Consider the following 23166-nt stretch of genomic DNA (forward strand, 5'->3'; position numbering starts at 1 on the left):
TGTGCGGCCTCGACCCCCGACGATCCAGCCCTTCCCGGCCGCGCCGTCCGGCGACGATTCGGGGGGTAAAGGCCGCTTGGGAGAACCGGCAGCGAAGGCCCACCCGGCTGACACCGAGCACCCAGGTTCGGGGCGCACCGTCGAACCATGACCATCAGCCGAAAGACCCTCGCCGCAGCCGGATTCCTCGCGATCTCAGCCCTCGCCCTCAGTCCTGCCGTCGCCTCCGCCGACACTCCATCGATGTACGACACGTGCTCCGCCGCACAACAGGGACGGGACATCACAACCGCCGACGGCGACACCCTCCGGTGCGTGAACATCGACTCGGGCTCCGGCTACTACTGGGAGGAACCCAACTGACCTGATCGCCGCGCTCCCCTCACCCGGCGCGCGTGATCCCGCGAAGGCGCGGGCCGCTAGACCTCGAGTCCGGCGGCCCGCGCCTGCTGCTTGATGCGGCTCATCTCGGAGACGTTGCCGATGATCGCGATCCAGTTGTAGACCAGCAGGGAGATCAGGCCCCACCAACCGGCGAGCAGGTTGTGCGTCTGCGCCGCTCGGTAGGCGGCCCGGATCTGCTGGTAGTCGCCGGTGGCGTAGGAGTCCTGCCACTGCGCCACGATGAGCAGCCCGGTGTGCTTGCGGAACTTCGCCTGGAAGACGGGGCCCTGCGGGTAGGGCTGCGGCGCATACCCCTGCTGGGCGTAGGGCTGCTGGGCGTAGGGCCGGCCGGCGGGCTGCTGCGCCGGGTCGTACGGGTTCGGATTCATGGACTCATCACGCCACTACGCGCTTGCGGTCGCCTTGCGCCGGGGTTGTTGCGCGGGACATTTCGGGCGAACCGGCACCGGTGCTCGCACCCATTGCGGGCCGGATAGCGTGGAGCCATGCGCATCTGGTCCGTCCATCCCCGCTACCTCGACCGGCAGGCACTCATCGCGTGCTGGCGCGAGACACTGCTCGCGCAGGCGGTGCTCGCGGGCCGCACCAAGGGCTACACGCGACACCCGCAGCTGGAGCGCTTCCGCGCGACGCCGGATCCGCTCGCCGCGGTCGGCGCGTATCTGGCCGCCCTCGCCGACGAGGCCGACGCCCGCGGCTACAACTTCGACCGCACCCGCATCGACGAGCCGGACGCGACCGTCGCGCCCATCGACGTGACCGACGGGCAGCTGGACCTGGAGTGGGCGCACCTGACGGCCAAACTGAAGACGCGGAGCCCCGAGGTGGCGGAGCGGTGGACTGCCGTCGAATCACCGGAACAGCACCGCAGCTTCCGGACAGTGCCGGGTCCCGTCGAGCCGTGGGAGCGCGCGCAGAAGGCGTGATTCCGCGTACTGCTCTCCCGCCAGACTCGAACCTGTTCCTGACGCGCTCCGAACCGGAAGACGACCCACATCGCCACGACGTCGCGTCGAGTGGGACGACTGCCGCGCACCTGTGAAGCCGGCGCGGGTCTATCGACAACCCTCAACCCGACGTCGGACCTGACCTAGTCGTGCTCGGGTAGATCCTTGAGTTGATGCTCGGCGGCGTTGAGCGCCTCGATCAGCAGACGTCGCACGTGCCCTCCACGCACCCGGTAGAGCAACCGGCGGCCGTCACGCCGATGCGCGACCAGGCCGGCGAGCTGAAGCTTGGCCAGGTGCTGCGAGACCGCAGGCCGCGCCTGGCCGACCTGCTCCGTGATCGTGGTGACGTCGAGCTCCCCCGCCCCACTGAGCGCCCAGAGGATCTTCATCCGAGACGGCACCGACAACATCTTCAACGCCAGGCAGGTCGCCTCGATCTGCCCGTCGGGCGGAGTCCGATCCCACTCGGACGTGACGTCATGTGCGTACACGGTCACAGGATAGCCGGTCGGCAGTTCGCCCCCATGGTTATTATGTGCGTACACAGGCACATGTGCATGGGTGGTCGGCGGGAGGTGGGACGTGACGTCGCTGTTCAGGATCCGTGACTACCGGCACCTGTTCGGTGCGCAGGTGGTGGCCCTGTTCGGCACGGGAATGACCACGGTCGCGCTGGGCCTCCTCGCGTACGACCTCGCGGGCACCGGGGCTGCCGCGGTGCTCGCGACGGCGCTGACCATCAAGATGGTCGCGTACGTGCTGATCGCGCCGCTGGCGACTGCGTACGTCGATCGGATGCCGCGCCGGCTACTGCTCGTCGGCCTCGACGTTCTTCGAGCGTCGGTCGTGCTCGCGTTGCCGTGGGTCGATCAGGTGTGGCAGATCTACGCGCTCATCACGATCCTGCAGTCCGCGTCAGCGGCGTTCACGCCCACCTTCCAGGCGGTGATCCCCGACATCGTGTCCGACGAAGCCGAGTACACGCGAGCACTGTCGGCCTCGCAGCTGGCATCGACGATGGAGTCGCTCCTGAGCCCCGTGCTCGCCGCGGTCGCGCTCGCGGTGATGAGTTACCACTGGTTGTTCGGGTTCACCGTCATCGGCTTCGCGTTGTCGGCGGCGCTGGTGGTGTCGACGTCGATTCCGGACGCGACGCGCAGCGCTCGAACGGGTGTCTTCGACCGGACCTTCGCGGGGATCCGGATTTTCGCAGCGACGCCGCGGCTGCGCGGGGTCCTCGGGCTGGATCTCGCGGTCGCGGGGGCAGGGGCGATCGTGATGGTCAGCACGGTCAACATGGTGCGAGACCACCTCGGCGGGTCGCAGGCGGGAGTGGCATGGCTGCTGGCAGCGTCGGGAATCGGGACGATGATCGTCGCAATGACGCTGCCGCGCGTACTCGACCGGGTCCCGGAGCGACCGGTCATGTTCGCCGGCGGCGGCCTCCTGGGCGCCGCAGCCGCATCGTCGGCAGTGATGGTCTCGGTGCCGGGTGCGCTCACGTGGCCGTCTGCGCTCATGGTGTGGTCGGCGATCGGGGTAGGGATGAGCCTGGTCCTCACACCCGTCGGGCAGGTGCTGCGCCGCTCGTCAGCACCCGCGGACCGGGCCGCGGTGTTCGCCGCGCAGTTCTCCCTCTCGCACCTGTGCTGGTTGATCGCCTACCCGATAGCAGGCTGGCTCGGCACCTCTGCCGGGTTCGGTCCCACGTTCGCGGTACTCAGTGGGCTGTCCCTGATCGGTCTGGCGGTGGCGGTGCGGGTGTGGCCCCGCTGCGATCCTGCAGAGCTCGAGCACCACCACTTCGCGGGCGACACGGCTCCTGAGCATCTCGCCGACGCGGTCGCCGTGGGCGGCGGCGTGTACCAGCATCGGCATCGCTTCGTGATCGACACCGAGCACGTCCACTGGCCCACCTGAGTCGCGGCCTCCCCGGCCGGCCGCAGAACGCCAGCCAACGCGTAGGCCTTGCTCTCCCGCCAGGACTCGAACGTGTTCCTGAAAACGCGTTGACCAGGGAAAAGGACTCAAATCGCCACGACGCCGCACCGAGTGAGGCGAGGGCCACGACCAGGCGAAACCGGCGCGACGGGTTGATATATCAACAACCCTCAACCTGTCAGGTCAGTCGCTGCTCGCGCTCTGAGGTTCGATCGTCAATGCGGTGTAGGTGACCTTCACCGCCCCGCCGCGGCTAACGTCGGACGCCTTGATCGCATCGATCCGGACCACCCGGGGATGTCACTGAGTCCGCTGGATGATGCCGCCCTGGCCAACGAGGGGAAGTAGGATTGAAATGAGCAATCGAACATTTGTCGCAGTTCCAGGCGCAACGATTGTACTGTTGTGCTCGTTGGTTGCTGGGTGTGGCACCAACGGTGGGGGAGGAAGTGCAGCCTCGCCTTCAGCGGCGATTCAGCCGGTGTCGTGTGTGATTAATGCGGACTACGTCATCGACCGCAATGATAAGAGGCGAGTCGCGGGGTATGCGAAAGGCATTTTCGTCGGTAGGGTCGCAATGAAGGTGAGGGAGGTCACCGACGGTGCGTCTAGCAAGACGATATTTCGAATCGATGTCCTCCGGACAATGAAGGGGGAGGTCGATCGTTCGGTAGAGATTGACCAGGCGGGAACCTCCGCGTGTCCCCAGGTCGACGAAAAGCTGCTTGAGGTTGGTCGCTACTACGTGTTAGCGATCGGCGCAGGTACTCCCCCGCTGGGGCTCGTTCAGTCCTACCCAGTCTCGCAGGCGGCCGCCCAAGCCGCTGAGCGAGACCTTTCGAAGGCCGACGGTGCGATCCAGGAAGTCGCTGAAGCCATCGCCAACCCGATCCCGTTCCCATAGCCTGAATCCACAACTGCATAGGGCGCGCGTCGCATCGCGCCACATCGCTGAAGCTGCCCCTCGACTCTCAACCAGTCGAGGGGCCGCTTTCGTCGCTGATCTGCGCCCGCGCTCTGACTATTGCCGGGGACCGCTCACCGCCGCACCTCGACAAGGGCTGCCCCGCTTCGCTCGGTCGCCGAGCGAACGTCTTTGAAGTCGGCGAGCCGGCAAGTGCCTACCGCTGGAATAGACACAGAGTCCTCGGGATACATCTCCACTGTCGCGGACAGTCCGGTATTGCCGCGCTGGATGCCGCAGGAGACCATCACTGATCGACCGTCGTTCTCGCCGACGATTCGCGCCGACAGGTTCAGGCCATCTCGGTTCAACTGACGTTCCATCGGGATGTCGTAGACCGTAGACCCCTTACGGAGCTTGGAGATCTCGGCCTTGCGCTCTGCGCTGTCGGGCGAGAGGTTGTAGCCGCCTCCGCCTGAGGCTTTGGTGCCAATTACCGCGATCTTCTTGCCGTTCTCGACGCGAATGTCCGAAAGGATGATCGACAGCCGCCATCCGATGAACGTCGAGGCCACGGAGTCGCCGCCGAGATACTGGTACACGCGAAATCCGAATTGATCCCCGTTGGAGAATTTCGCGGTCATATCCGCCCAGGTTCGCCCTGATTTGTTCTCGCCCGAGTTTTTGACCTGAAGCTGGACCTTGCCGCCTTGACTTGTGTGAAGCTCTGCGACCTCTACGGAGGATCCGACAGGCACGTCGGACATGCTCATAGGGACCGCACCAACACTGACGGAACTCCCTGCAGTTGGAGCGGCGGGATCGCCGCTCGGCGTGCACGCTCCGATGAGCATCAGCCCTGCAAGTGAGCATCCTGCAGTAACGAATTTTGCGCGCATGTCAGCACTGCCTTTCGAATGCGGTCGAGATTGGGGCGGAGATGGCAATGCCTGAGAATGAATGATTGATCTGCTCTTTTGGAATCCAAATCTCGCCGCCTCGGTCGGCCGGGTTGCCGGGGCCCCAAGGGTTCACGACCCACACTCCATCTGGAGTAGCTTTGGTAACCGCGTACTGGTGCATTCCTAGGGTCTTGACCGTCTCATCTCTCGACAAGCTCCCGTTCCGCATGACATCCGTAGTGAACGTCATGTCCTTCATGGTACCCAGCACGACGGACCTGCCCTCGGCAATCAGGGCGTTCGTCTTCTCGTGATCCTGCGTGACCTGATCTCTGACCTTGTTGCCAAGGGAGGCAACGAGATGGTGCTCACTCTCGCCGCCAGTGATGATCTGCTGTGACATGAAGGCGAAGCCGCCAACGCACATTAGGTACGCGGCCGCGCCGCCCCCTGTCTGGCTGTACGCCGACTCAAGAATCGAGATCGCGCCCTGGTTGCCGGCGAACCGTGCCCCTTCTCCGTAGACCTTGTCGACGTGGAAGGGCTTGCAGTTGGATCCGAACTTGACGTCGTAGCCGCCTCCGGCGGACGGCGTGATCATTTTCGCAAGGCCTTCTCGACCCTTTTCGCTGGCTTGAAATCCGAGGAATGATGCCAGCACCCAGCAGTCTCCGAGCCCGCCCTGTTCTGCCGTGTCGATCCGAGGGATGCCGCCGTTCATGAGACCCGACTGCACAGCCTCGTCAGGCTTCGCAGCATCGCAGTCAATCAGGCGGCGCGCGATCCTCTTGGGAGGGTTCTGGTCGCTCTGATTCTGTACCCCGTCCTGTGCAGGTTGCCCGCTCTGTGGTTCCGTAGGCGCCGGAGCTTGAGTGGCCGGCGGCGCTGGGGCCTGCGTCGGTTCGCAGTTCAGGATGCAACTGTTTGGCGGGGCGGTCACTGTGGGCATCGGCATCACTGTGCCCTGCAGCGCTGGGGTATTGCCGGAGCCTTGTGTGGGCGCTGGCGTCTCCGGCGGGGTGTACCCGGGAACGGTGGTGCTTGGAGCCTGCGGCGCGGTGGTGGGCACCTGGTTGCCCTGCGTCGGCTGCGGGCCCTGGGTTGGCTGTGGGCCGCACGTCTGTGAACCGTCTGGACACGGCAGCGCCTGTGCCGGGGCGACGCTCACGGCGATTGCCGCGACCAGCGTGGGTAAGAGTGCGGCAAGCGCCACCCGCCGGTCTCGACTACTCGGCCTGCCGCGGTAGCAGGCGGAAGCGAAACGAAACCTCGGGCGGAAAGACTCTTCTTGCATAGTGTGCACCTTGAGGTAGGCAACCTGAATGTGCTGGAAGCTATCACAGATTTGCTTAACTCATGAGGAAAGCGAATAGGCGCTGACGTTTCGGTTGCGACCCTCCGACCTGGCCTTGCGTTGCTCTCCCGCCAGGACTCGAACCTGAAATGTCTGAACCAAAATCAGAAGTGTTGCCGATTACACCACGGGAGACCGGGCCCGGGCGGGTGCCCGGAACCGTCGTCCAGCATTGTGCCACGGACGCTCCACCGCGGCGGTTCTCGTAGGATTGCGCCGACTCTCGACGCGAACGCACGACACGGACGACACCTCAGGAGAAGCGATGGCGAACGGAACAGCGGTGGTGATCCTCGCCGCGGGCGCGGGAACGCGGATGCGGTCGAAGATCCCGAAGGTGCTGCACGCGATCGCGGGCCGCACCCTGCTGGGCCACGCGCTGCACGCCGCCGCGGGCACGAAGCCGGAGCATCTGGTGGTGGTGGTCGGGCACGATCGGGACCGGGTCTCCGAGGCCGCCCTCGCCACGGCCGGCGAGCTGGACCACGAGATCCTCGTCGCCGTGCAGGAACAGCAGCGGGGCACCGGCGACGCCGTGCAGGCGGGCCTGAGCGCTCTCCCCGCCGACTTCGCCGGCACCGTCGTCGTGACGGCCGCCGACGTCCCCCTCCTCGATGCCGCGACGCTGCGGGAGCTCCTCGCCACGCACACCGGCGGCCACGGCGCCGCGGTCACCGTGCTGACCACCGCCGTCGCCGACCCGTCCGGGTACGGCCGCGTGCTGCGCACGCAGGACGGGCAGGTCACGCAGATCGTCGAGCAGAAGGACGCGACGCCCGAGCAGCTCGCGATCACGGAGATCAACTCCGGCGTGTACGCCTTCGACCACGCGCAGCTCGTCGCCGCGCTCGCCCAACTGCGGCCCGACAACTCGCAGGGCGAGCTGTACCTGACCGACGTGATCGGCATCGCCCGCGCGGCCGGCCAGCTGGTGCGCGGCGACCACGTCGACGACGAGATGCTGGTCGCGGGCTGCAACGACCGCATCCAGCTGTCCCAGCTCGGCCGCGAACTGAACCGGCGGATCGTCGAGCGGCACCAGCTGAACGGGGTCACCGTCGTCGACCCCGCGAGCACCTACATCGACGTCGACGTCGAGATCGCGCCCGACGTCACCATCGAGCCCGGCACGCACCTGCGCGGCGCGACCGTCATCGCCGAGGACGCGGTGGTCGGCCCCGACACCACCCTCATCGACACCGAGGTCGGCGCGGGCGCGACGGTGCTGCGCAGCGAGGTGCACCTGTCGGTGATCCGCGAGAACGCGACCGTCGGGCCGTTCAGCTACCTGCGGCCGAACACCGACCTCGGCCCCAAGGGCAAGATCGGCGCCTTCGCCGAGACCAAGAACGCGCAGATCGGAGCGGGCAGCAAGATCCCGCACCTGAGCTACATCGGCGACGCGACCATCGGCGAGGGCAGCAACATCGGCTGCGCGACGGTGACGGTGAATTACGACGGGGTGAACAAACACCGAACGGTGATCGGCGACCACGTGCGCATCGGATCCGACACGATGCTCATCGCGCCGGTGGAGGTCGGCGACGGCGCGTACAGCGGAGCGGGTACCGTGATCAAGCGCGACGTGCCGCCGGGAGCCCTGGCGGTCTCCGCCGCGGATCAGCGGAACATCGAGGAATGGGTCCTGCACCGGCGTCCGGGCACGAGCTCGGCCGAGGCGGCCCAGCAGGCTATCGCGAGGATTGACGAGCAGTGAGCAACTGGATCGATAACCAGAAGAACCTGATGCTGTTCTCGGGGCGTGCCCACCCCGAGCTGGCGCAGCAGGTCGCCGACGAGCTCGGTGTGCAGGTCACCCCGCAGACGGCTCGCGATTTCGCCAACGGCGAGATCTTCGTGCGCTTCGAGGAGTCGGTGCGCGGCAGCGACGCCTTCGTCCTGCAGAGCGCCCCGTACCCGGTCAATCAGTGGATCATGGAGACGCTGATCATGATCGACGCGCTCAAGCGCGGCTCGGCGAAGCGGATCACGGCGGTCCTGCCGTTCTACCCGTACGCCCGCCAGGACAAGAAGCATCGCGGCCGCGAGCCGATCTCGGCGCGCCTGGTCGCCGATCTGTTCAAGACCGCGGGCGCGGACCGGATCATCACGGTCGACCTGCACACCGACCAGATCCAGGGCTTCTTCGACGGGCCCGTCGACCACATGCACGCGCAGACCATGCTCGCCGAGTACGTGCGCGAGCACTACGGCACCGAGAACATGGTGGTCGTCTCCCCCGACGCCGGCCGCGTCAAGGTGGGCGAGAAGTGGGCCGACGCCCTCGACGGCGCGCCCCTGGCCTTCGTGCACAAGACCCGCGATCCCAATGTCGCGAACCAGGTCAAGAGCAACCGCGTCGTCGGTGACGTCGCCGGCCGCACCTGCGTGCTGATCGACGACATGATCGACACCGGCGGCACCATCGCGGGCGCGGTGGGCGTGCTCAAGGAGGCCGGCGCGAAGGACGTGATCATCGCGACCACGCACGGCGTCTTCTCCGAGCCGGCCACCGAGCGCCTCGCCAACTGCGGCGCACGCGAGGTGATCGCCACGAACACGCTGCCGATCCCGCCGGAGAAGCACTTCGACAACCTCACCGTGCTCCCCATCGCGCCGCTGCTCGCGCGCACCATCCGCGAGGTCTTCGAGAACGGCTCGGTGACGAGCCTGTTCAACGGCAACGCGTAGCCGCGCCGTGCCGGGCGTGCGGGGCGACTTCCGGGCCGAGATCTGGCTCGCGGAATCGACCGGCGCCTGGCACTTCGTCTCGCTCCCGAACCACCTGGCCGACGAGATCGCCGACACCGTCGACGGCTCGAAGCCCGGGTTCGGGAGCGTTCGCGTCTCGGTGACCGTCGGCGCGACCACCTGGGCGACGTCGATCTTCCCCGACGCCAAGCGCGGCACCTACGTGCTCCCGGTGAAGAAGGCCGTCCGCGCCGCGGAGGGTGTGGAGGCCGGCGACACCGTCGCGGTCTCCCTCGCCGTCACGGACTAGATTGGCCGGTATGGACGCGACGATCTACCACAACCCCCGCTGCACCAAGTCCCGCCAGGCGCTGGCCCGGCTGGAGGAGGCCGGCGCGACGGTGACGGTGGTCAAGTACCTCGACCAGGTGCCGTCGAAGGCGGAGCTGACGAAGCTGATCGCCGACGCCGGGCTCACCGTCCGGCAGGCCGTGCGCACCCGCGAGGCGGAGTACAAGGACCTCGGCCTCGCCGACGCGACCGACGACGCCCTGCTCGACGCGATGATCGCGCACCCGAAGCTCATCGAGCGCCCCTTCGTGGTGACCGCCAAGGGAACGCGCATGGCGCGCCCCACCGAGGCCGTCGACGAGATCCTGTAGCGGAGGGCGATGCTCTTCCGTCAGCTCGAGTACTTCGTCGCCCTCGCGCGCGAGCAGCACTTCGCGCGCGCGGCCAGCACCTGCTACGTGTCACAGCCGGCGCTGTCCGAAGCGATCCGCAAGCTCGAGCGCGAGCTCAAGGTGCCGCTCGTGCTCCGCGGCTCCTCCTTCGAGGGCCTCACGCCCGAGGGCGAGCGGCTGGTGCCGTGGGCGCGCCGGATCCTCGCCGACCGCGACGCCCTCGAACACGAGGTCACGGCCCTGCGCACGGGCCTCACCGGCGAGCTCAGCCTCGGCGTGATCCCCGCGGCCGCCACCTCCGCCGCGCTGCTCACCGACCCGTTCTGCGCCGCCCACCCGCTGGTCCGGGTCCGGGTGTGGGCGGGCCTGCGCTCCGCCGACGTGGTCGAGCGGATCCGCCGGTTCGAGCTGGACGCCGGCATCGTCTACCCCGGGGGCGTCGCCGTCGACGGCCTGGCCGTGACGCCGCTCTACACGGACCGGCTCGCCCTCATCGCGCGCGAGGACCTCCTGCCCGACGGTGACGGGCCTTGTCCGTGGGCGGACGCCGCGCAGCTGCCGATGTGCCTGCTGCACGAGGGCATGCACGGGCGCGACCTCGTCGACGCGGCGGCGCGGGCGCACGGGGTGCGGCTCTCGCCGCGGCTCGAGGCGGACTCGGTGGCGACGCTCCTCGCCATGGTGGGGGCCGGTCGCTGGGCGTCGATCGTGCCGCGCGCGTGGATCGCGACGTACCGCGCACCGTCGGGCACGCGGACCGTCGAACTGGAGGGCACGGAGGATCTCGCCACCTCCGTGGCCCTCGTGCGGGGCGCCGGGGAGCCGGAGTCGCCGCTGGCCCGCGCCCTCGCGGAGAGCGCGCACCGCGCCGGCTGAGTCCCTGCCTGCGGTGATCGGCGGCGCCTATCGGGCGAGCGGATCCCCGTATTGGACGCGGCGTCCGGGACGCGCGAAGGTAGTTGCAGAGGGACGAAATCAATTCTCCCCCTCAATTATTCGAGGAGTTGTCATGGCGAAGATCCTGTGTGTCCTGTACCCCGACCCGGTGACGGGCTACCCGCCCGAGTACGCCCGCGATTCCATCCCGCTGATCGAGGCCTACCCCGGCGGTCAGACCATCCCCTCCCCCGCCGCGATCGACTTCACGCCGGGCGAGCTGCTCGGCTGCGTCTCGGGCGAGCTGGGCCTGCGGAAGTACCTCGAGGCCGCCGGCCACGAGCTGATCGTGACCTCGGAGAAGGACGGCCCCGAGTTCGAGCGCCACCTGGCCGAGGCCGAGGTCGTCATCTCGCAGCCGTTCTGGCCCGCCTACCTCTCGGCGGAGCGCATCTCGAAGGCCCCGAACCTCAAGCTGGCGCTCACCGCCGGCATCGGCTCCGACCACGTCGACCTGGACGCCGCGATCAAGGCCGGCATCACCGTCGCCGAGGTCACCTACAGCAATTCGATCAGCGTCGCCGAGCACGCCGTGATGCAGATCCTCACGCTGGTCCGCAACTTCGTGCCCTCGTACAAGTGGGTCGTCGAGGGCGGCTGGAACATCGCCGACTGCGTCGAGCGCGCCTACGACCTCGAGGGCATGGACGTGGGCATCATCGCCGCCGGCCGCATCGGCCAGGCCGTGATGCGCCGCCTCGCCCCGTTCGGCGTGCGGCTGCACTACTTCGACACCCGCCGGCTGCCGCTGGAGCTCGAGCAGGAGCTGAACCTGACCTACCACGATTCGGTGGAGTCGCTGGTGCGCTCGGTGGACGTCGTCGACATCCATGCCCCGCTGCACCCGAAGACCTATCACATGTTCGACGCCGAGCTGCTGTCGACGATGCGCCGCGGCTCCTACATCGTCAACACCGCGCGCGCCGAGATCGTGGTCCGCGACGACGTCGTCGCCGCGCTCGAGTCCGGGCAGCTGGCGGGCTACGCCGGCGACGTCTGGTTCCCGCAGCCGCCGGCCGTCGACCACCCGTGGCGCACCATGCCGCACCACGCGATGACCCCGCACGTCTCCGGCACCACGCTCTCCGCGCAGGCCCGGTACGCCGCGGGCACCCGCGAGATCCTCGAGGACTTCTTCGCGGGCTCGGCCATCCGCGACGAGTACCTCATCGTCGACGGCGGAGCGCTGGCCGGCGTGGGCGCGAGCTCGTACACGTCCGACGGTTCCGCCAGCCCGGGCGCGCACGTCTGATCGCCGACGGTGCGCGGCCCCGGCCCGGGCGGCGACTCAGCCGCGCCGCTCGGCCGGGCTGCGCACCAGGAGCGCGACGGCGACGCCCACCACCACGCCGATCACCGTGTCGACTCCGCGGTAGAGCAGCATCCGCACCGGATCCGTCGGATCCGCCAGCTCGGTCATCAGCATGATCAGCGGGGTGAAGAAGCCGATCGCGACGGCGTAGTGCCGGGCCGTGTAGAGCTCCGTCGGGAACAGCAGCGCGATCGCCACGAGTGCCAGCGCGGTGGGCCCGGGGTCCAGCGCCAACAGCGCCGCGGCCACCGCGAGCCCCACAAAGGTCCCGATGGTGCGGTGCGTCGCGCGGGTGATCACCAGCCCCGTCTCCGCGTCGGAGGGCCGGCCCGCGTCGATCACCGCGAGCGGGACGGCGGCGGCGGCCATCGCCCAATTGGCGTGGTCGACGCCGATCAGCACCCCCGCGGTGCCCGCGATGCCGACGGCGAGGGCGTAGCGCAGCGCGTGGATGCCCACTCCCGGGGCGGGACGTCGGAGGACCATCGCGACGCCGTCCCACCAGGGGCGGCCGCGGAACGGATCGGGTCGCCCGACCGCGCCGACCACGATGGCGAAGACCACCGTCGCGGCGCAGATCGCGAGCGCCTGCCAGGGCGGGGCGAGCCCCGCCGGCAGCGTCGCGGTCGCGCCCATCGCGAACAGGAAGAAGAACGGCCCGGCGGGGCGCAGCCGCACCGCATCGGACAGGACGGAGCAGACGGTGGCGAAGACGACGCCGACCGCCACGAGCACCCAGGGCGGTGCCTGATGGTGCGCCAGGGTGATCCCGAGCGCCTCACCCGCAATGAGCAGGCCGCCGGCCTGCACCTGGTGCACGATCCGCGGGCGGCCCTGCTCGCCCCGCCCGTACATGCCGGCGAAGGCGCCGAACTCGGCGTAGATCAGCAGCTCCGGACGGCCCCAGGCGATGAGCACCAGGCCCGGGACGAGGAGCGCTATCGCGACGCGGAGCGCGTGGCCGCCGTCGCGCAGGTCGGGCCGGTAGCGCTCGGGGAGGTTCATCCCCACCGGACGCCGCACGCGGGGTCAGGCGTACGCGGCGAACACCGCGGCGAGGATCGCGCACACGGCGGCGCCGCTGACCGCGCCGGCGGCGAGCAGCGCGTTGGTCGTGTAGGTGGCGTCCGAGGCGGGACGGCGCGGCGTGGAGACCACGCACGCGGCGACGACGCCCGCGAGCGCTCCGAGTGCCAGCACCACCACTACGATCCACGTCATCTTCGACTCCCTCCGGTCCTGTGAACAACACCCAATACCGTCGAAACGGAACCGACGACGGTGCACGGACCATCATCGCACGCGCGGCTTTTCGCGTCCCGCTGCGCCGATCGTTCTTCCCCACCGCACCGTCCAGACCTGAGTTAGGGTGAAAATCGTGGTCCCGAATCAAGTAGTGATCTCGCCGTTGACCCAAGCCGCGATGTTCGTCGTGGTGACGATCGAGCATGGCCGCGAGGACCACGTCCACGACGCCCTCGACAACCTCTCCGGGCTCACCCGCTCGGTCGGCTTCCGGTACCCCGAGAAGCTTCTCTCGCTCACCACCTCGTTCGGCTCCGACGCCTGGGATCGGCTGTTCTCCGGGCCCAGGCCGCGGGGGCTGCACCCGTTCACCCCGCTCGACGGTCCGCGGCACCGCGCACCGTCGACCCCCGGCGACGTGCTGTTCCACGTCAAGGCGAGCACCCTCGACATGTGCTTCGAGCTGTCCTGGCGGATCCTCGAGGCGCTCGGCGACGCCGTGACGGTGGTCGACGAGGTGCACGGCTTCCGGTTCTTCGACGACCGCGACCTGCTCGGCTTCGTCGACGGCACCGAGAACCCCGCGGGCGCAGCGGCGGTGGCCGCCACCGCGATCGGCGACGAGGATCCCGACTTCGCCGGCGGCAGTTACGTGCACGTGCAGAAGTACCTGCACGACATGGGCGCGTGGCGCGCGCTCTCCGTCGAGGAGCAGGAGCGCGTGATCGGGCGGAGCAAGCTCGAGGACATCGAGATGTCCGACGACGTGAAGCCGGCGAACTCGCACATCGCGCTCAACGTGATCGAGGACTCCAGCGGTGAGCAGCTGCAGATCATGCGGCAGAACATGCCCTTCGGCGAGCTCGGCAAGGGCGAGTTCGGCACCTACTTCATCGGCTACTCCCGCGACCCCGGCGTCACGGAGCAGATGCTGCACAACATGTTCATCGGCTCTCCGGCGGGCAACACCGACCGGATCCTCGACTTCTCGACCGCGCACACGGGCTGCCTGTTCTTCACCCCGTCGGGCGACTGGCTCGACGCCCCGCCCGACCTCCCCGCCGACGGCGCACCGTCGGCGGAACCGACCGCAACGACCCCGCCCGCCCGCGCCGAGGGCTCACTCGGCATCGGCGGCCTCAAGGAAGGCACGCAATGAACAACCTGCACCGTCACCTCGCACCCGTCACCCCCGAGGCCTGGGAGGAGATCGAGACCGAGGCCTCCCGCACGTTCAAGCGGAACATCGCCGGCCGCCGCGTTGTCGACGTCACCGGCCCCGACGGGCCCGAGGCGGCCGCGGTCGGCACCGGACGCCTCCTCCCGGTCGACGGCCCCGCCGAGGGCGTGCAGGCGCAGCTGCGCGAGAGCCGCCCGCTGGTGCGGCTGCGCGTCCCCTTCACCATCTCCCGCGACGCCGTCGACTCGGTGGAACGCGGCGCGCAGGACGCGGACTGGGATCCGGTGAAGGCCGCGGCGAAGCAGCTCGCCTACGCCGAGGACCGCGCGGTCTTCGAGGGCTACGCCGCCGCATCGATCGCCGGCCTGCGCGCGTCCTCGTCGAACGCCGCCATCGCCCTGCCGAGCGACCCGATCGACGTCCCCGACGCCGTCGCGGGCGCCCTCGAGGACCTGCGGCTCGCGGGCGTCGACGGGCCGTACTCGGTCCTGCTCTCGGCCGACGTCTACACCTCGATCAGCGAGACCACCGACCACGGCTACCCGATCCGCGAGCAGCTCAAGCGGTTGGTGGACGGCGAGATCATCTGGGCGCCTGCGATCGACGGCGGCTTCGTGCTGACCACCCGCGGCGGCGACTACGAGCTGCGGCTGGGCACCGACGTGGAGATCGGCTACCTCAGCCACGACGCGACGACCGTACAGCTGTACCTGCAGGAGACGTTCACGTTCCTGGCCTACACCGCGGAGGCTTCGGTCCCGCTGACCTCCTAGAACACCGCTCCACCCTCCCCTCCGATAACCGAAGAAAGGCATCCCCATGAGCGAACTCGACGGCGTTTTCGACGACATCTTCCAGCGGTTCTTCGGCAATTCGGTGGGCCGGCCCGCGACGGCGCGGGTGGACCTGAACCGCCTCCTCAACGAACAGGCGAAGTCCCTGCTCGCCGAGGCCCAGGTGGCGGCGTCCGACTGGGACAACCCGGAGATCACCCCCGAGCACCTGCTCTACGCGGCCGCGATGAACGAGCCCACGCGGGACGTGCTCGTCCGGCTGAAGCTGGACCCGGACAAGGTGGCCGCCGCGATGCAGGCCGCCGCGCAGGCGAGCGCGAACCCGGCCGCGATGGACGGCGCGCCGTCGCTGAGCCCCGCGTCGCGGCGCGCGCTGCGGGTGGCGCAGCAGCACGCCGCGCAGAACGGGCAGTCCTACGTCGGGCCCGAGCACATCCTGCTCGGCATCGCCGACAACCCCGACACCGTTGCCGCACAGGCGCTCTCCGGTGGCGGCATGGCCTCCGGCCAGACTCCGGGCAAGCCCGGCAAGGCGGGGAAGCCCGGCAAGGCCGGCACCGCCGGGCAGGCACCGCAGCAGGAGAGCACGACCCCGACGCTCGACGAGTACGGTCGCGACCTCACCGCCGAGGCCCGCGCGGGCAAGGTCGATCCGGTGGTCGGTCGCGCCGAGGAGATCGAGCAGACCATCGAGATCCTCTCCCGGCGCCGCAAGAACAACCCCGTCCTCATCGGCGACCCCGGCGTCGGCAAGACCGCCATCGTCGAGGGCCTGGCGCAGCGGATCGTCAACGACGACGTGCCGAAAACGCTTGCCGGGCGCCGCGTGATCGCGCTGGACGTGAGCTCCATGGTCGCGGGCAGCAAGTACCGCGGCGAGTTCGAGGAGCGCCTGACCAAGGTGCTCGACGAGGTGCGCGAGCATTCGGACGAGCTGGTGGTGTTCATCGACGAGCTGCACACGATCATCGGCGCCGGCGGTGGCGGCGAGGGCTCCATGGACGCCGGCAACATGCTCAAGCCCGCGCTGGCGCGCGGCGAGCTGCACGCGATCGGCGCCACCACGATCGACGAGTACCGCAAGTACATCGAGAAGGACGCCGCCCTCGAACGCCGCTTCCAGCCCGTGATGGTCAGCGAGCCCTCGGTGGACGACACCATCGAGATCCTGCGCGGCCTCATCGACGTCTACGAGGAGCACCACCAGGTGCGCTACGAGGACGCGGCGCTCGTCGCGGCCGCGGAGCTCTCCGACCGGTACATCACGGACCGGTTCATGCCGGACAAGGCGATCGACCTCGTCGACCAGGCCGGCGCACGGGTCCGCCTGCGCACCAAGACCCCCGACGCCGACACCCGTTCGATCGAGGACGAGCTCGGCGCGCTGCGCCGCGAGAAGGACAGCGCCGTCGAGGGCGAGGACTACAAGGCCGCCGACGAGCTCAAGGAGAAGATCTCCGACGCCGAGGAGCGCCTCGCGGCGGCGGGCGGCGGCGAGGCCGAGCCGGAGGTCACCGTCGTCGACATCGCGGAGGTCGTCTCCCGGCGCACGGGGATCCCGGTGGCGGACCTGACCTCCGAGGAGCGGGAGAAGCTGCTCCGGCTCGAGGACGACCTGCACGACCGCGTGATCGGCCAGGACGAGGCGGTGCTCGCCGTCTCCGAGGCCGTGCGCCGCGCCCGCGCCGGGCTCAAGGACCCGGGCCGGCCCATCGGCTCGTTCCTGTTCCTCGGCCCGACGGGCGTCGGCAAGACCGAGCTCGCGAAGGCGCTGGCCGCCACCGTCTTCGGCGACGAGGACCGGCTGATCCGGTTCGACATGAGCGAGTTCCAGGAGAAGCACACGGTCTCGCGGCTGGTGGGTGCCCCTCCTGGCTACGTGGGCTACGAGGAGGCCGGGCAGCTCACCGACAAGGTGCGGCGCCAGCCCTACTCGGTGATCCTGTTCGACGAGGTCGAGAAGGCCCATCCGGACGTCTTCAACGTGTTGCTGCAGCTGCTCGACGACGGCCGCGTGACCGACGCGCAGGGCCGCACCGTCGACTTCAAGAACACGATCGTGATCCTGACGTCGAACATCGGCGCCGACCTGATCCTGGACGCGCCGGAGGACGACTTCGAGTCGGTCATCCCCCAGGTCAAGGACCGGCTGCGGACGCACTTCCGGCCGGAGTTCCTCAACCGCATCGACGACACGGTGATCTTCCACCGCCTGGACAAGGCGCAGCTGCGCAACATCGTCGAGCTGATCCTCGACGGTACGCGGCGCCTGCTGCGCGCCCAGGACGTGGAGCTGGACGTGACCACCAAGGCGGAGGACTGGCTCGCCGACGAGGGCTTCCAGCCCCAGTTCGGCGCGCGCCCGCTGCGCCGCACGGTGCAGAAGGAACTCGACAACCGGCTGTCGTCGATGTTGCTGCGCGGCGACGTCCGCGCCGGCGACACTGTCCGCGTGGACGCCGACGACGACGGCCTCGTGCTGTCGGTGGTGGAGAAGCACGCCGACGGTTCCGTGTCCGAGGGCTCCCTGCCCGCGGGCGACGAGCCGGACGCCCCGGAGAAGGAGAAGGTATGAGCGACAAGAACACCCGCGAAGAAGAGATCGAGCACGAGCAGAAGCGCAAGCAGGAGGAGCGCGACCGCCTCGAGCGAGAGGAACAGGAGCGACTGGAATGAGCGATTCGAACGAGACGGACCTCTCCGCCCTGGCGGAGACTCCCGCCCAGGCTGCTGCCGAGGCGCAGCAGGCGGAGCTCGACGCCCGCGAGGCGGTGGGCGCGGACCTCGATGACGACGGGGAGAACGTCCTCGCCGAGGAGGAGGGCATCTCCTAGCGGTGACCTGGTTCGGGGACTGGTGGCAGCACGAGGTGATCGGCGCCCAGAAGGGCCCGCTGCTGCTGAGCTTCGTCGCGTTCGTGGTCACCTTCGTCGCGACGCGGTCCGTCACACGGATGATCCGCGCCGGCCACGGCCCCTTCCACGACGTCAGCGCGGGCGGGGTGCACCTGCACCACTCGACACCCGGCCTGCTCCTGCTGGTGGCGGGCGCGTTCACGGCGGTCGGCGCCGCCGGGCGCGCGCCGTGGGCCTACCTCGCGGCGCTGCTCGTCGGCGTGGGCGCCTCGCTCGTCCTCGACGAGTTCGCGATGATCTTCCACCTCAAGGACGTGTACTGGTCGCAGGAGGGGCAGCTGTCCGTCTCCGTGGTGACGCTGGCGGCGGCCTGCGTCGGGCTGGCCGTGGTCGGGGTCTCCCCCGCGAACGTCCCCGGACTGGGCGACACCGAGCGGTGGGTACGGGGCGGCGTCGCCACGCTGCTCGTGGCGCACCTGCTGCTCGTCGCCGTGACCGCGCTCAAGGGCAAGTACCCGACGGCCCTCGTCGGGCTGTTCGCCTGGCCGGTGGCGTGGGTCGCCGCCGCCCGGATCGCCCGCCCGACCGCGCCCTGGGCCCGGTGGTTCTACTCCCCCGCGAAGACGGACCGGGCCCGGCGGCGTGACCGGGAGTTCGCCGCGCGCTGGGGTCCCGTCCGGCAACGCTGGGACGACCTCATCGGCGGGCGGCCGTCGAGCTAGCCCGAGGGATGGTCCTCGCGATGGACGGTCGTGCGGCCGCCACCCGACTCCTTGCTCCGGCGGAGGGCACCGTCCGCCGACTCGATGACCGAGACGACGAACCGGCTCCGGTCGTCGAAGGTCCGCAACACCGCGGGCTCCGGGAGCTCCACCGAGGCGATGCCCGCGCTGAACGACATCCGCTCGCCGCCCGCCAGCACGGGCAGTAGCTCCTGCACGTCGTGCAGGACCGCCGCCACGGCGGGCGCACTCAGAGGCGACACGACGGCGAATTCGTCCCCGCCGACTCTGGCGACCAACGACTCCCGGAGCGCCGACCGCTGCAGCGCGACCGCCACCGCCCGGAGCGCGGCATCGCCCGCCAGATGCCCGTAGGCGTCGTTGACGTGCTTGAACCGGTCTACGTCGAGCATGCACACCGAGAACCGCCCGACCGTCGACCGCATCAGCTCGTCGACCGAATCCCGGAACCCCGTCCGGTTGAGCAGTCCGGTCATCGCATCGGTCGACGAGGCCGTCAGGCTCGCCCTGATCAGTTGCTTGAGCTGCCAGGTGTACAGGTAGTTGAGGATCACGACACCGCCGATCCCGAGGATGCTGACCGCGACCTGGGCGCTCACGGCGAGCGGGGTCGCGCCGTACACCTGGATCACTCGGATCCCCAGATGGACGATGACGATGCTGGAGACGACGAGATGCAGCGCCAGGGCGCGCGTCGTCAGGAAATGCGCCGCGTACGCGCCGACGGTCGCGAACAGCACGGTTCCCGCCAGCGCCGCGGCCGGGCTCTCGTACAGGACCAGAATGCTGGAGACCACGACGTCCGCGTACAGAACGAACAGCCTGCTGATCAGCTTGCGGCGCGGGCACGGATTCCACCACAGCGACGTGATCGGAAAGCGACTGACGGCGACGGCGGCCGGGACCCCCGACACACACAGGAGGGACAGCGCGATCGTGCGGGCAGCGGAGTCCCCGGCCCCCTCGGGGGTGAAGATCATGACGGCGCCGAAGATCCCGACGCACAGGGTGAAGCCAGCGACCGAGTACCGCCAGACGACGTCGCTGACGACCGCATGACGCCTCAATCGATTGAACGCCAGGCCGAGTTCGTCGCCGTTGCGGTCGGGGTGGCTACCGGTGATCTCCATGATGGCGCCGAGACTAGCAATAGTAAATGCTTGGTAATGACACGCAAAAGTTCTCTTGACCGTTATGGGAAGATCGGTCTGAGCTGCGCGAACGCACCCCGTAGCCCTCGTCGGCGCCCGGCTCGCTGAGTCAGGACGCAGGGAGCAGGGTGTCGCGGAAGAGCTGGATGACGTCGTCGAGGGCCTGACGGGTGGGCTGGCCGGGCTCGTCGATGAGGTGCTCGGTGAGCACCGAATGCGGCGGCGTCGGCGCGTCGGGGTTCGCGTCCGCACCGTCGATCTCGACGGCGATGAAGGCGTCGCCCAGCTGCTCCCGGAGGAAGTCGAAGCGCTCGCCGGGCACCAGCGTGTCCGTCGTGAACCGCAGGCCCAGCACCTTGAGCCCCTGCTTGGCGCACCGCACCTTGACGGTCTCGAGGTCCTCCGGCGAGATGTCGATGCTCCGGCGCCGGCCCGGCGTGATCCCCAGGGGCATCGATGGCTGGCTGAGCACGGGCGCGAGCAGCACGTCGTCGACCGCCATACCGAGCGCGAAACCGCCGGTGAAGCACATGCCGACCGCGCCGACGCCCTTGCCGCCGCAGCGCTCGTGTTCGTGCCGGGCGAGCGCGCGCAGCCAGGAGACGACCGGCGAGGACTTACCCACCGCGAGGATGGTGAACTCCTTGCTCACGCACAGCGGCGCGATCGAGGCGCCCGCCATCGCGGCGCCCTTGAGTCCGGTGTTCTTCGGGTTGGCGTCGAGCCCCGGGATACCGAACAGCTGGGGCACGACCGCGGTGAAGCCCGCGGCCACCACCTTCCGGGCGAACTCCAGGACCTTCGGCGTGATCCCGGGGATCTCTGCCATGACGATCACGGCCGGGCCCTCGCCCTTCCGGTACACGTCACGGGTCGCCCCGTCGGCCGTGAACGACTCCTTCGCGAAGTCGGTGAGGTTGGCGGCGGCTTCTGCTCTCAGGTCCACCGCACCATCGTGCCCGACCGTCAGAGAAGGCGCTGCGCGACGGCCTCGAGCGCGGGCCACGGATCGTCGTCGAGCGCCTGCACCGCGACGTGGTCCGCGCCCGCGTCGAGGTGCGCCCGCACACCCGCGGCGACGGCGTCCCCGTCGCCGTGCACGGCCAGCACGTCGACGAGGCGATCGCTCCCGGGCTTCTCGACGTCGGCCTCGTCGAAGCCGAGGCGCCGCAGGTTGGCCACGTAGTTCTGCAGGCCGAGATAGAACTTCACCGTCCTACGCCCCAGCTCGCGGCCGCGGGCGTCGTCCTCGTCGAGCACCACCTTCTGCTCCGGCGCGAGCAGCACCCCGTCGCCGAGGATCTCCCGCGCGCTGCGGGTGTGCTCGGGCGAGGTCAGGTACGGATGCGCGCCGGCGGTGCGGTCGGCGGCGAGGCGGAGGACCTTGGGCCCGAGGGCCGCGAGCACCGTCTGCTCCTTCGGCACGCCCTCGGCGGCGAGCACGTCCAGGTAGTCGACGAGCGCCTGGTACGGCGTGCGGTAGTCGGCGCTGGCCTCGCGATGCCCGGCGCCGATGCCGAGCACGAACCGGCCCGGGTACTTCGTCTCGATGCGATGGAAGGCGGCGGCCGCGGACCGCGCGTCGTCCTGCCAGATGTTGAGGATGCCCGTCGCGACGACCAGGTCCTCTGTCGCGTCGAGGAGCGGGTCGACCACCGCGAGGTCGCCGCCGGGCGAACCGCCGAGCCACAGCGTGCCGTAGCCCAGCTCCTCGGCCCGTGCCGCGAAGGCACCGTCGACCAGTGTCGCGCCGCGCCAGATCCCCAACCTGCCCAGAGTCGTCATGGCCGGTGCAACACCGCCAGCTGCGGGATCCATTCCCTCTCGGATCACGGCGAGTCAGATCACGGCGCGCGGCAGGGTGGGCCGGGCGGGCGCGTAGAAGACGCCGGCGACGGCGCGCGCTCCGGCGCGGGCGACCGCGCGCACGTCGGCCTCGTCGCGCCAGGCGACGATGCGGCCACCGTCGACCTCGAAGGTGCCCCGGACCTGGAACTGGACCCGCAGCGGCCCGTAGACGAGGGCCGTGACGCGCTCAGTGACGGCCACGGCGCAGCCGGACTGCTCGGACGCCAGCAGGACCGCCTGCATCGCGACGCGAGTCCGCGCGTGCCAGCGGAAATGGCGCGCGATGGCGACCCGACCGCGCAGCGGCCTGCCGCCGGTGCGCCGGTACACGACGTGCTTCGCGAGCAACCTCTCTGCGATGTCGTAATCGCCGCTGCCCAGGGCGTCGACGAAGCGCTCCGCGACGTCCTGCGGCGACCACAGCGGGGAGTTGTTCACGTTATCGATGGTGCCGATGTGGCGTGGACGCCGCGCGAACTGGACATGACGGAATGGCGAAGCTTCGATTTCGCTCCTGAGCGGGCGGTTCGGTAGACTGTGGGGCGACCTTCTCGGCGAGGGCGGCCCCGGCCGCCGTGATCGACGCGAACGGCACTTCTCCCGCGGATCCGCAGGGCGCAGTGCGGGCCGCCTCGGACGCCGGGGCCGCATCACCGCACCGAAGGAATCTCATGTCCGAGACCAACAAGCTCGTCGCCACCGTCCGCACCGAGTTCGGCAAGGGCGCCGCGCGCCGCGCCCGTCGCGACGGCCTCGTGCCCGTCGTGCTCTACGGCCACGGCACCGAGCCGCAGCACTTCACCGTCGTCGCCCGCGACTTCGCCACCATCCTGCGTAAGGACGGCACCAACGCCGTGCTGAACCTGGACATCGACGGCAAGGAGCAGCTCGCGCTGACCAAGCAGGTCGTCGTGCACCCGCTGCGCAACTACATCGAGCACACCGACCTCCTCGTCATCAAGAAGGGCGAGAAGGTCACCGTCTCGGTGTACGTGATCATCGAGGGCGAGCCGATCGGTGGCGCGCAGGCGTCGCTGGAGCTCAACGAGATCGAGATCGAGGCCGACGCGCTGAACATCCCCGAGAACGTCGTGGTCAACGTCCACAACCTCGAGCCCGGCACCCAGATCACCGCCGGCGAGCTGAAGCTCCCCGCGGGCGTCACCGTGCTGACCGACCCCGAGGCCCTGGTCATCAACATCACCGAGATCGCTTCCGCGGCGTCCGAGGATGAGGCCGAGGCCGAGGCCGCCGAGGCTGCCGAGTAACTGA

Annotated in this window: 26 protein-coding genes and 1 tRNA gene; 16 read left to right on the top strand and 11 right to left on the bottom strand. The window is 69.3% G+C overall.

Translation table 11 applies throughout. From position 1 onward, the window contains the following. Window positions 1-147: 147 nt before the first annotated feature. Complete coding sequence (locus ACLQ3K_RS10215) at window positions 148-363, top strand: hypothetical protein (RefSeq protein WP_336670051.1); 216 nt, start codon at window positions 148-150, stop codon at window positions 361-363. 56 nt (window positions 364-419) lie between these two features. Here the strand turns inward: ACLQ3K_RS10215 and ACLQ3K_RS10220 are convergent, their stop codons facing one another. Continuing rightward, window positions 420-773, bottom strand: a complete 354-nt coding sequence (locus tag ACLQ3K_RS10220) for a hypothetical protein (protein ID WP_336670050.1) — start codon at window positions 771-773, stop codon at window positions 420-422. Window positions 774-890: 117 nt separating this feature from the next. Between ACLQ3K_RS10220 and ACLQ3K_RS10225 the strand changes: the two genes are divergently transcribed. Continuing rightward, a complete protein-coding gene (locus ACLQ3K_RS10225; RefSeq protein WP_336670049.1) occupies window positions 891-1331 on the top strand; it encodes a pyrimidine dimer DNA glycosylase/endonuclease V in 441 nt (146 codons plus the stop codon). A 164-nt stretch (window positions 1332-1495) separates the two neighbouring features. On the opposite strand, the gene ACLQ3K_RS10230 is transcribed toward ACLQ3K_RS10225, so the two are convergent. Then, on the bottom strand, window positions 1496-1846 hold the full coding sequence (locus ACLQ3K_RS10230) for a metalloregulator ArsR/SmtB family transcription factor (protein WP_336670048.1): 351 nt from the start codon (window positions 1844-1846) through the stop codon (window positions 1496-1498). 91 nt (window positions 1847-1937) lie between these two features. On the opposite strand from ACLQ3K_RS10230, the gene ACLQ3K_RS10235 reads away from it, so the two are divergent. Both ACLQ3K_RS10235 and ACLQ3K_RS10240 read left to right on the top strand, forming a co-directional pair. After that, window positions 1938-3275: an MFS transporter gene (locus tag ACLQ3K_RS10235; RefSeq protein WP_425999037.1), complete on the top strand. Its 1338-nt coding sequence runs from the start codon at window positions 1938-1940 to the stop codon at window positions 3273-3275. Between the two features lie 376 nt (window positions 3276-3651). Next, the gene (locus tag ACLQ3K_RS10240) at window positions 3652-4200 is read left to right on the top strand and encodes a hypothetical protein (RefSeq protein WP_425999039.1); all 549 of its coding nucleotides are present in this window, start codon (window positions 3652-3654) and stop codon (window positions 4198-4200) included. 134 nt (window positions 4201-4334) lie between these two features. On the opposite strand, the gene ACLQ3K_RS10245 is transcribed toward ACLQ3K_RS10240, so the two are convergent. From ACLQ3K_RS10245 to ACLQ3K_RS10255, 3 genes are all read right to left on the bottom strand, one after another. Continuing rightward, window positions 4335-4973 carry a hypothetical protein gene (locus ACLQ3K_RS10245; RefSeq protein WP_425999041.1) on the bottom strand — a complete coding sequence of 213 codons (639 nt, stop codon included), beginning with the start codon at window positions 4971-4973 and terminating at the stop codon, window positions 4335-4337. A 127-nt stretch (window positions 4974-5100) separates the two neighbouring features. Continuing rightward, a complete protein-coding gene (locus tag ACLQ3K_RS10250) occupies window positions 5101-5823 on the bottom strand; it encodes a hypothetical protein (RefSeq protein ID WP_425999043.1) in 723 nt (240 codons plus the stop codon). A gap of 696 nt (window positions 5824-6519) precedes the next feature. Beyond that, a tRNA-Gln gene (locus ACLQ3K_RS10255) sits at window positions 6520-6591 on the bottom strand. 130 nt (window positions 6592-6721) lie between these two features. On the opposite strand from ACLQ3K_RS10255, the gene glmU reads away from it, so the two are divergent. The 6 genes from glmU to ACLQ3K_RS10285 all read left to right on the top strand — a co-directional run bounded on the left by glmU (window position 6722) and on the right by ACLQ3K_RS10285 (window position 12018). Then, on the top strand, window positions 6722-8173 hold the full coding sequence (gene glmU / locus ACLQ3K_RS10260) for a bifunctional UDP-N-acetylglucosamine diphosphorylase/glucosamine-1-phosphate N-acetyltransferase GlmU (protein WP_425999045.1): 1452 nt from the start codon (window positions 6722-6724) through the stop codon (window positions 8171-8173). After that, window positions 8170-9147: a ribose-phosphate diphosphokinase gene (locus ACLQ3K_RS10265; protein ID WP_224651601.1), complete on the top strand. Its 978-nt coding sequence runs from the start codon at window positions 8170-8172 to the stop codon at window positions 9145-9147. Before glmU ends, ACLQ3K_RS10265 begins: the two co-directional genes overlap by 4 nt. 7 nt (window positions 9148-9154) lie before the next feature. Further along, window positions 9155-9457 carry a DUF1905 domain-containing protein gene (locus ACLQ3K_RS10270; protein ID WP_224651603.1) on the top strand — a complete coding sequence of 101 codons (303 nt, stop codon included), beginning with the start codon at window positions 9155-9157 and terminating at the stop codon, window positions 9455-9457. A gap of 10 nt (window positions 9458-9467) precedes the next feature. Beyond that, on the top strand, window positions 9468-9809 hold the full coding sequence (arsC, locus tag ACLQ3K_RS10275; RefSeq protein WP_224651605.1) for an arsenate reductase (glutaredoxin): 342 nt from the start codon (window positions 9468-9470) through the stop codon (window positions 9807-9809). Window positions 9810-9818: 9 nt separating this feature from the next. Beyond that, window positions 9819-10706: a LysR family transcriptional regulator gene (locus tag ACLQ3K_RS10280; protein ID WP_425999048.1), complete on the top strand. Its 888-nt coding sequence runs from the start codon at window positions 9819-9821 to the stop codon at window positions 10704-10706. 133 nt (window positions 10707-10839) lie between these two features. Next, complete coding sequence (locus ACLQ3K_RS10285) at window positions 10840-12018, top strand: NAD-dependent formate dehydrogenase (protein WP_425999050.1); 1179 nt, start codon at window positions 10840-10842, stop codon at window positions 12016-12018. Window positions 12019-12054: 36 nt separating this feature from the next. Here ACLQ3K_RS10285 and ACLQ3K_RS10290 read toward each other — a convergent pair whose 3' ends face one another. Together ACLQ3K_RS10290 and ACLQ3K_RS10295 are read right to left on the bottom strand one after the other, a co-directional pair. Beyond that, a complete protein-coding gene (locus ACLQ3K_RS10290) occupies window positions 12055-13083 on the bottom strand; it encodes an FUSC family protein (RefSeq protein WP_425999052.1) in 1029 nt (342 codons plus the stop codon). Window positions 13084-13107: 24 nt separating this feature from the next. Further along, window positions 13108-13299 (bottom strand): hypothetical protein, encoded by a 192-nt coding sequence (locus ACLQ3K_RS10295; RefSeq protein ID WP_224651611.1) that lies wholly within the window; start codon window positions 13297-13299, stop codon window positions 13108-13110. Window positions 13300-13447: 148 nt separating this feature from the next. On the opposite strand from ACLQ3K_RS10295, the gene ACLQ3K_RS10300 reads away from it, so the two are divergent. From ACLQ3K_RS10300 to ACLQ3K_RS10320, 5 genes are all read left to right on the top strand, one after another. Beyond that, window positions 13448-14482 (top strand): Dyp-type peroxidase, encoded by a 1035-nt coding sequence (locus ACLQ3K_RS10300; RefSeq protein ID WP_425999055.1) that lies wholly within the window; start codon window positions 13448-13450, stop codon window positions 14480-14482. Continuing rightward, window positions 14479-15276 carry a family 1 encapsulin nanocompartment shell protein gene (locus ACLQ3K_RS10305; protein WP_425999057.1) on the top strand — a complete coding sequence of 266 codons (798 nt, stop codon included), beginning with the start codon at window positions 14479-14481 and terminating at the stop codon, window positions 15274-15276. The genes ACLQ3K_RS10300 and ACLQ3K_RS10305 overlap by 4 nt, the downstream gene beginning before the upstream one ends. A gap of 46 nt (window positions 15277-15322) precedes the next feature. Next, window positions 15323-17872, top strand: coding sequence for an ATP-dependent Clp protease ATP-binding subunit (locus ACLQ3K_RS10310; protein WP_425999059.1), 2550 nt, complete (start codon window positions 15323-15325; stop codon window positions 17870-17872). A 97-nt stretch (window positions 17873-17969) separates the two neighbouring features. After that, window positions 17970-18131, top strand: coding sequence for a hypothetical protein (locus ACLQ3K_RS10315; RefSeq protein ID WP_224651619.1), 162 nt, complete (start codon window positions 17970-17972; stop codon window positions 18129-18131). 2 nt (window positions 18132-18133) lie between these two features. After that, complete coding sequence (locus tag ACLQ3K_RS10320; RefSeq protein WP_425999062.1) at window positions 18134-18874, top strand: hypothetical protein; 741 nt, start codon at window positions 18134-18136, stop codon at window positions 18872-18874. On the opposite strand, the gene ACLQ3K_RS10325 is transcribed toward ACLQ3K_RS10320, so the two are convergent. From ACLQ3K_RS10325 to ACLQ3K_RS10340, 4 genes are all read right to left on the bottom strand, one after another. Further along, on the bottom strand, window positions 18871-20025 hold the full coding sequence (locus tag ACLQ3K_RS10325) for a GGDEF domain-containing protein (RefSeq protein WP_425999064.1): 1155 nt from the start codon (window positions 20023-20025) through the stop codon (window positions 18871-18873). The genes ACLQ3K_RS10320 and ACLQ3K_RS10325 overlap by 4 nt on opposite strands. 130 nt (window positions 20026-20155) lie before the next feature. Next, window positions 20156-20986 carry a dienelactone hydrolase family protein gene (locus tag ACLQ3K_RS10330; protein WP_425999801.1) on the bottom strand — a complete coding sequence of 277 codons (831 nt, stop codon included), beginning with the start codon at window positions 20984-20986 and terminating at the stop codon, window positions 20156-20158. A 26-nt stretch (window positions 20987-21012) separates the two neighbouring features. Then, window positions 21013-21831 carry an LLM class F420-dependent oxidoreductase gene (locus ACLQ3K_RS10335; RefSeq protein WP_224651625.1) on the bottom strand — a complete coding sequence of 273 codons (819 nt, stop codon included), beginning with the start codon at window positions 21829-21831 and terminating at the stop codon, window positions 21013-21015. 54 nt (window positions 21832-21885) lie between these two features. Further along, entirely contained in the window at window positions 21886-22332 is a 447-nt protein-coding gene (locus ACLQ3K_RS10340) for a limonene-1,2-epoxide hydrolase family protein (protein ID WP_425999067.1), read from the bottom strand. Between the two features lie 233 nt (window positions 22333-22565). On the opposite strand from ACLQ3K_RS10340, the gene ACLQ3K_RS10345 reads away from it, so the two are divergent. Then, on the top strand, window positions 22566-23162 hold the full coding sequence (locus ACLQ3K_RS10345) for a 50S ribosomal protein L25/general stress protein Ctc (protein ID WP_425999069.1): 597 nt from the start codon (window positions 22566-22568) through the stop codon (window positions 23160-23162). The last annotated feature ends 4 nt before the right edge of the window (window positions 23163-23166 follow it).

The sequence above is a fragment of the Tsukamurella sp. DT100 genome (assembly GCF_049844855.1).
Classification (GTDB): domain Bacteria; phylum Actinomycetota; class Actinomycetes; order Mycobacteriales; family Mycobacteriaceae; genus Tsukamurella.